This is a genomic window from Vreelandella sp. L-25, assembly GCF_056857535.1.
Map to the genome: position 1 here is coordinate 1 of NZ_JBSXNH010000006.1, position 7,516 is coordinate 7,516.

Annotated in this window: 8 protein-coding genes; 1 reads left to right on the forward strand and 7 read right to left on the reverse strand. The window is 52.8% G+C overall.

The genetic code is table 11. The features are described 5' to 3' along the window. Nucleotides 1-135 precede the first annotated feature (135 nt). Entirely contained in the window at nucleotides 136-561 is a 426-nt protein-coding gene (locus AC13CN_RS00125) for a hypothetical protein (RefSeq protein WP_058579624.1), read from the reverse strand. Nucleotides 562-645: 84 nt separating this feature from the next. Here AC13CN_RS00125 and ltrA point away from each other — a divergent pair, with 84 nt between their 5' ends. Beyond that, nucleotides 646-1,482, forward strand: coding sequence for a group II intron reverse transcriptase/maturase (gene ltrA, locus AC13CN_RS00130; RefSeq protein ID WP_233420336.1), 837 nt, complete (start codon nucleotides 646-648; stop codon nucleotides 1,480-1,482). Here ltrA and AC13CN_RS00135 read toward each other — a convergent pair. The 6 genes from AC13CN_RS00135 to AC13CN_RS00160 all read right to left on the reverse strand — a co-directional run bounded on the left by AC13CN_RS00135 (nucleotide 1,397) and on the right by AC13CN_RS00160 (nucleotide 7,288). Continuing rightward, a complete protein-coding gene (locus AC13CN_RS00135) occupies nucleotides 1,397-2,257 on the reverse strand; it encodes a LysR family transcriptional regulator (protein ID WP_011783503.1) in 861 nt (286 codons plus the stop codon). The genes ltrA and AC13CN_RS00135 overlap by 86 nt on opposite strands. Continuing rightward, nucleotides 2,251-3,261, reverse strand: a complete 1,011-nt coding sequence (locus AC13CN_RS00140) for a phosphonate dehydrogenase (protein WP_236874474.1) — start codon at nucleotides 3,259-3,261, stop codon at nucleotides 2,251-2,253. Before AC13CN_RS00140 ends, AC13CN_RS00135 begins: the two co-directional genes overlap by 7 nt. A gap of 9 nt (nucleotides 3,262-3,270) precedes the next feature. Then, complete coding sequence (gene phnE / locus AC13CN_RS00145; RefSeq protein ID WP_058579627.1) at nucleotides 3,271-4,101, reverse strand: phosphonate ABC transporter, permease protein PhnE; 831 nt, start codon at nucleotides 4,099-4,101, stop codon at nucleotides 3,271-3,273. A 10-nt stretch (nucleotides 4,102-4,111) separates the two neighbouring features. After that, nucleotides 4,112-4,975: a phosphate/phosphite/phosphonate ABC transporter substrate-binding protein gene (gene phnD / locus AC13CN_RS00150; protein ID WP_041154771.1), complete on the reverse strand. Its 864-nt coding sequence runs from the start codon at nucleotides 4,973-4,975 to the stop codon at nucleotides 4,112-4,114. Further along, nucleotides 4,972-5,817, reverse strand: a complete 846-nt coding sequence (gene phnC, locus AC13CN_RS00155) for a phosphonate ABC transporter ATP-binding protein (protein ID WP_011784779.1) — start codon at nucleotides 5,815-5,817, stop codon at nucleotides 4,972-4,974. The genes phnD and phnC overlap by 4 nt, the downstream gene beginning before the upstream one ends. Nucleotides 5,818-6,259: 442 nt before the next feature. Further along, nucleotides 6,260-7,288: an IS630 family transposase gene (locus AC13CN_RS00160; protein ID WP_054645368.1), complete on the reverse strand. Its 1,029-nt coding sequence runs from the start codon at nucleotides 7,286-7,288 to the stop codon at nucleotides 6,260-6,262. Nucleotides 7,289-7,516: the final 228 nt, after the last annotated feature.

The following is a 7,516-nucleotide window of genomic DNA, read 5'->3' on the forward strand; positions in this document are numbered from 1 at the left end:
GAGGCGTGTGGGGTTCTTGCTGGAATTAGCGAAGGAAACATGCACCAGCAGTAGGTGAAGCATCAACCAGATAATCCGATGAGATGCCGGTCTGTCTCACTCTCATGCAAAGGTAAGATCAACCATTTAATCCGCTTACCCTATTTTTTTAAATCTGGCATTGGCTGATACATCCCACAAACCTGCTAATGCGCTCGCAAACATCTGTCCATTCATACTGAAAACGATCAAGTTGAACAATTCTCTCTGCACTGAAATAAGCTCAATGTCGGACTGACAGAGAGTCTCATCTACTATAACTCGAATCTGAGCATTTTCTGGTAAGAAGGGTTTGATACCGAGTGTTCTGATATTGCTAATCACGTGAAAGTATTCGCCATCCATATACCCAATTGGTGGGTGGGCCATAATGAATTCAAGAAGAATGTCATGGGGGATGGAAGAAAAGCTGTTCGATCGATATCGCAAACTGGTCAAGACGTGACGATAGTCAACGGATAGTTCAGGTGAAAGAATCAGCTGATCTACGCGAACTGTCATTACCTTGTGATTATTAGCCATGGGCACAACCTCGAATATTAACAATGCAGCCATATTACTAACTGAGGGGCGTGCTGTGTTTTATCTAATTTCGGTATTTCCGCAATTAGAGAAAAAAATTCCAAGCGCCAGGTATGGAAGGCGTATCAGCGCGTTAAATCAAATCGAGGTGCGGCCGGTGTAGATGGCCAGACGATTCAGGACTTTGATCGAGACTTAAGTAAGAACCTCTATCTAATTTGGAATCGGATGTCGTCCGGCAGCTATTTCCCACTGTCCGTCAAAGCAGTTCCAATTCCGAAGAAAAGTGGAGGAGAAAGATTGCTCGGGGTACCCACGGTTAGCGATCGTATAGCGCAAACTGTGGTTACTATGACGCTGGAACCTATCCTGGAACCTGTCTTTCATGTGGACTCGTACGGGTATCGGCGCGGGAAATCCCCGCATGATGCGCTTGCGATCACGCGAAATCGGTGCTGGGAAAGGGACTGGGTGCTGGAGTATGACATCCGTGGCTTGTTTGATCATATTGATCATGAGCTATTGCTCAAGGCCCTTGACCACCATTGCTCTGAATCCTGGGTGCTGCTGTATGTGAGGCGCTGGCTAACGGCACCGATGCAGACGAAAGATGGTAAGCAGGAACGACGGAACGTTGGCACACCACAAGGTGGCCCGTTATCGCCAGTTCTGGCAAACCTGTTTCTGCATTATGCATTGGATCGTTGGCTGACCGTTCGTCATCCGGATATCCCATTCTGCCGATATGCAGATGACGGAATACTGCGTTGTCGAAGTGAGCGTGAGGCTCAGTATCTGCATTCCCAGCTAGATATGCGTGAGGTGGACCCAATAGCTATTCACAGAGATGCCCAACAAACGAGTATACTGGCCTGTGTTTGTCCAGGCTGCTCGGATAAATCACCATCAGCTCCTTGCTAAGGCCAGGCTCACTCACGGGAATAGCCACCAGACTTCCATTTTGGACCTCCTCCCGTACAGAACTTTCAAGCACCAACGATGCGCCAAGTCCGACCTTAACCGCTTGCTTGACGGCTTCGGTGCTACCCAGCTGCATAGATACCGTCGGAAATGGCCCATGCTCACCGAAGTAGGTCGCCAAAAGCCGGCCAGTGCCGGTGCCGGGTTCGCCGCCGATCAGAGCCATGTTAGACAGCGTATCGCGGTCGATATCGGTTCGACGGGCTAACGGGTGACCAGGCGGAACGATTAGAACAACGGGCTCGTTACGCCACGCCTGAGCATGGAATCCGGGTAGATCATGCCACCACTCCATAATCGCCACGTCCAGCTCACCGTCCGATAAATGCCGTGCAATAGTCGGATTGGAATCTATTACCACATCCACCTCGGGCCCTACGCCCAGCTCCTTGTAACGACGGATGTAGGGCTGGAGCATATAAATCCCAATATTGGAGCTCGCCCCAACGCGAAGTCGAGCCTCCATAATGGAAGATCTCGCCTGCTCCTCCAGCCGGAGCAGACTTCGGGCAAAAGGCAACAAGGTTAAGGCAGCCCGGGTTGGCTCACAGCCAGAGCGCCCCCTGTGGACCAATAAAACGCCAAGTTGGTTTTCGAGTTTTTGAAGGTGCTGGGACAGTGTGGGTTGTGCGATGTCCAACTGGCGGGCTGCGGCCTGAAACCCGTTGTGGTCCAGCACCGCCACGAAACTCTTCAGCCAGACAAGATTCAGCATGGACCGCTCTCGCGGCCACTGGGATCATTGCTCGCATCACCCGGCCGCTCACCCCGAAGCACTTGCAGAATGTTCCGAGCAGCGCGTTGCTCGATAGCCAGACGCACCTGGCTGACTGCCGATCCGATGTGAGCAGTAAACAGCGTGTTGGGGTGGGCCCTGAGCCCCTGGGCGATCTCCCTCGGACGATCTTCTCTCGCCCAATCTTCCATCTCAAACACATCAGCGGCGTACCCCCCCAACTGACCGGATTGAAGCGCTTGCAGAACACTACCCTCATCCACCACAGATCCACGGCAGGGATTGATAAGGAATGCGCCCGGTTTCATTCCTGTTAGCGTTTCGCGATTAATGGTGTGGAGGGTTTGCTCATTGAGCGCCATTGCCAGGATCACAATATCTGACTGGGCCAGCAGCATCTTGAGGGGAGTATGGGACAAACCCAGTGCCTGCTCATGCTGCACGGGTAAACGTTCCGGCTGGGAATAGATTAAATCCGCTCCCCATCCGTTCAGGCGCTGCGCCACCGCTTGGCCGATGGCCCCCATACCCACAATACCAATCCGTGAGCCTTCGATCCCCTGCCCATAGAAGCGTGGTGTCCAGCCAGTAAATTCACCGGATCGAACGAAGTGGTCCGCCGCCTTGACTTGTCGGGTGAGACTGATCGTCAGCCCGACCGTTAGCTCTGCAGTAGGCACGGTTAGCAAATCCGGTACAAATGTCAGCCAAACCCCATGACGCGTGCAGGCATCCACATCAAAGTTGTCATAGCCTTTCAGGGCTGCACCAATCACCTTCAAGCGCGGACACCCCTGTAGGAACTCCACTCCAACTCGGTCTGGCATGAACGCCATCATCGCATCAGCGTCTGCAACGCGCGCAGCCACTTCCTCCTGGGGCAACGTGGCGCCGGATTGGTTGGTGACCAGCTCGCAATCTTGGGCAAGTTCATCCAGAACACTGTCATGGATCTTATGGGTTATCACAACCTTGGGTTTCATAGACGGTCCTTATTTGAATTTCTTACGAAGGCGGCCACTGAGACTGTCCACGACGGTGACCATCAACAAGATGACAATGAGAATGGCGCTGACTTCCTGATACTGCATGATTCTCAGCGAGCCCATCAATTCGAAGCCAATACCACCGGCACCCACCATGCCCATTACGGTCGAGGCACGGAAATTGTATTCCCAGCGATAAATGGACACGTCCGCGAATTGAGGAAGTACTTGTGGCAGCACGGCGTGATAGAGCACCTGCAAGCGAGTAGCGCCGGCAGCATCGGCCGCTTCCACTGGCGCCTCATCTACATGCTCAATCGCTTCGGCAAAAAACTTTCCAACCATGCCAATGGAGTGAAGACCGAGCGCCAGTACGCCAGGCAACGCCCCAAAACCAACAGCAGCCACGAAGATGATGCCCATGATCAGTTCCGGGACTGAACGCAAACCGTTTAAAAGGGTTCGAGTTACTTGGAACACCACCGGATGTGGAGAGGTGTTGCGCGCAGCCAGGAATGCCAGTGGCACAGACAAGGTTACTGCAATGGCAGTACCGGCAATGCTCATCGCAAGCGTGTCGATTAACGGCGACACCCAGCTGGCCACATTGGTGAAGTCAGGTGGAAGAGATTCGCCAATGAGTGTGCCTATGGCTGGCACGCCATTGGCAAGTGTATTGAAATTGAGCAGCCCTACGTGCCAACTTGCGACAAAAATGATGAGCAGCACTAACAGCGACTGTCCGAGTTTTTTCCGCCAGCCTTTCGCGTGCTCATCCAGCACGGAGGCCGACGGGGCCGGCGACAGAGTCGCCGGTTCCTTCGTTGTATAGTTCATGGGGCACTCCTCACATTTTTGCGAAATCAAGATTGAGCAGGCCACCCATAGCGCGGATGACATCGTAATCTTCGTCGGTAATTGCCGCGAATCCCTCAGCCTTCAGGTTGTCGAGAATCTCCGGGTCATCGATCTGCAGAAAGGCTTTCTGAATGTTGCTCTTCAGCTCAGGGGCCAGGTTCGAACGCATGGCCCAGGGGTATTGAGGAAAGTCACCGCTGTAGCCCAGCACTTTGACCTTGCTCCGATCAATCAAACCGCTGTCCATCACATGCTCGAAGATAACTTCGGACAACCCTCCGGCGTCGGCATTGCCATTGGCGACGTTAACCGCAACAGCGTCATGGCTACCGACGAAATGAGCCTCATAGTCCTTTCCGGCTTCGAGCTCTGCCTTCTCAAGGAGTACGGTCTTGGGGATCAGGTGGCTGGAAGTGGATGCGCGGTCACCGTAGGCCATTTTCTTGCCTTTGATATCCGCGAAGGAGCCAACGCCAGAGTCCGCATTGGCAATAATGATGGAGCGATAAGTCGGCTTCCCGTCTACCACCATGGCGGCAAAGGGTTCAATGTCACTCTTACTCTTGGCCATCACATAGGACAACGGACCAAAGTAAGCCAGGTCAATTCGGCCAAAACGCATGGCTTCGATCATGGAGGAGTAATCGGTGGTAACAATCAGTTCTACTTCCTTACCAAGAGTGGTTTCCAGGTAATCCTTCAAAGGTTGGTTTCGCTTGATCAGTTCTGACGCGTTCTCATCCGGCAGCAAGGCAACTTTCAAAAGATCAGGGTCTGTATCTGCGGCATGGGCTGACCAATGGATGCCGAGCATCATTATCAGAGCCAGCAAAGAGTGAATCATTGTCTTCATTGTGCTATCTCCAGTACGTCTGTCGTTATCGGGGTGGTCTTAGGTTTATGGATGGCTGGTTTGCCTTCCGCAGCTACCACGCTGGGTGAACGGTGGTAAATCTCGTCCAGGTGTTTCGATTTCAGGTTTTCAGGAGCATCGTCAAAAACGATATGAGCGTTCGAAAGGCCGATGATCCGGTCTGCAAAACGCTGGGCGTATTCCAATTGGTGCAAGGAAATAACCGCGGTGATTCCATCTTCCTGACAAATATCGCGCAGTAGGCCGAGTACCTTTTCAGAAGTGGCCGGATCCAGGCTGGCAACGGGCTCATCGGCAAGAATCATGGATGGTTGCTGCACCAATGCTCTGGCGATTCCAACCCGCTGCTGCTGGCCGCCGGACAACTGATCTACTCGGGAAAGCGCTTTGTCAGCCAGACCTACGCGGTCGAGGCATTGCAGAGCCAACTCCAGGTCCTGCCGGGGCAGGGGAAGCAGGCTTCGCCAAGTACCGTGATACGCAAGTCTGCCTGTCAGCACATTCTGTAACGCGGTGTATCGTTCGATCAGCTGGTGATGCTGGAACACCATGGCGGTGCGGCTGCGGTGCTGTCGCAGGATTCTACGGTTGGTCAGTTCACCAAACTCGCCAGACACAACCTTCCCGGTTGTGGGCTTAACCAGGTGATTCAGTGAACGAAGCAGAGTGGATTTACCCGCGCCTGAAAGTCCCAGTAGCACGGTGAATTCGCCCTTGTGAAAGTGAACGTTGGTGGGTTTGAGCGCGAGGACGTTTCCCGGGTAGGTTACGCCCATACTCTCGACTCGAAGCATCACATTGGTTGATTGAGTTGGCGCCACAGGATCACCTTTTGCAATAAATAAGCTCGCCGTATTGCGAGTTACAATTGAACGGTAAAGCTGAGAGATGACACTGTCGTGTCACTGACGTGACAGGTTGATGAAGTGCTTTTGGTTCGCAAGGATTTTCCGAAGGGCTCTGTGAAATACATGGAGCTCAGCCAAAGTGGAACGAGCCACCCAGGAGCTTAAGCAACAAAAATTGCGTTCCACCGTCAGTCGGCGAATCTCACGGTACAGTTCGTCCGTGCTGAGTTCATCGAATTGCTTACCGACTATACTCTTGCCTTCGAGGAGGTCGGACGCGCTCTCCAATAGGTCGCGCTTCCAGGTGCTGACTATGGTGGGGTGGATCTGGAAACGGGCAGCAATTCAAGGTGTGGCCTTAAGGGTGGGCAAGGACAGCCTTGCACTTACTAATTCGAAATAAAGTAAGCGAACATTACCCGGAGATATAAGCCAAATCCGGATGGCCAAAAAACGATTTCAATAGTCGTGGCAATTTTTGCAAACGTCGAAGCTGCCGGTAAACAGTGCTCCGAAGTTGTTCTTTGCTGTTAATGATCTTTTTACCGACGTGATGGTATTTGATATAGCCCCAAACAGACTCGTCAGGATTCAGCTCCGGCGAGTACGGCGGCAGGAAGAACAACCTGAGCTTGCCGTCGAGACTCTCAACATAGTCTCGAACCCGACGAGCATGATGAACCGGGTGGTTATCGAGGATCAGGAAAACCGGCTTGTCAACGTCTTGCACCAGAGCCTTGAGGAAACCAAGAAACGCATCGGTGTTCATGTTGCCCTGAATGGTCTTAAAGCGAAGCTCGCCGCGAGGCGAGATGGCCGAGATCAGATTGATGCTGAAGCGACTGCCCGTATTACGGATGATCGGAGTTTCACCCCTGGGTGCCCAGGTGGTGCCACTGTGATAATCAGACCGAATGCTGGCTTCATCGCCGAAATAGATGGTGGCGCCGACTTTTTTTGCTTCCTTGCGAATTTCCGGGTAGGTCTCTTCTTTCCATTGTTTCACGGCCTCTGGCTTTTGCTGGTAGGCCCGATGCAGGGGTTTCTGAGGCGTCAGCCCCAGGTTTCGAAGCAGACGACCGACCGAGACATCGCTTAACCGGACGTTGAACTTTTGCCGGATGAGCTCACGCACTCGGCCCCGAGTCCACAGGGCAAAATCAAACTTCAACTGGTCCGGCGTAAAGGTCGTTATCCAGATATACAGCTCCCGGATCTGAGCACCGCTCAGTTTCTTGGGACGACCGGAAATCTGCTTGGCCTTGAGCGCGTCAAAGCCACCCTCGCGGTAGGCAGCCAGCCATTCATAGATTCGTGCTCGGCTCATCCCCAGCGCTTTGATGACGACTTCTGGACTCTCGCCATCCATGACCCGTTGAACGGCGCGAACGCGAATGGCTTCTAATGTTTTGTGATCAAGTTTACGACCGTCATCGTGGCGCATGTGTGTAAATATCCGATAAGCTTGGCGAACGGAGCCTACATTATAAATGATGTTCGCTTACTTTCGAACCCATTAGTAAATGGCTTTATTTTTTGGGTATACGGATTTAATGGTTGATGGGGCACCTTCACCCCATCAATCTGATACCACCCTCAGATGGTTGATAGATCGACTCCGTAGTTGAGTTCCTCTGCGAAGTCCGGCAGTCCGTAACCGATGGTTTTCTTG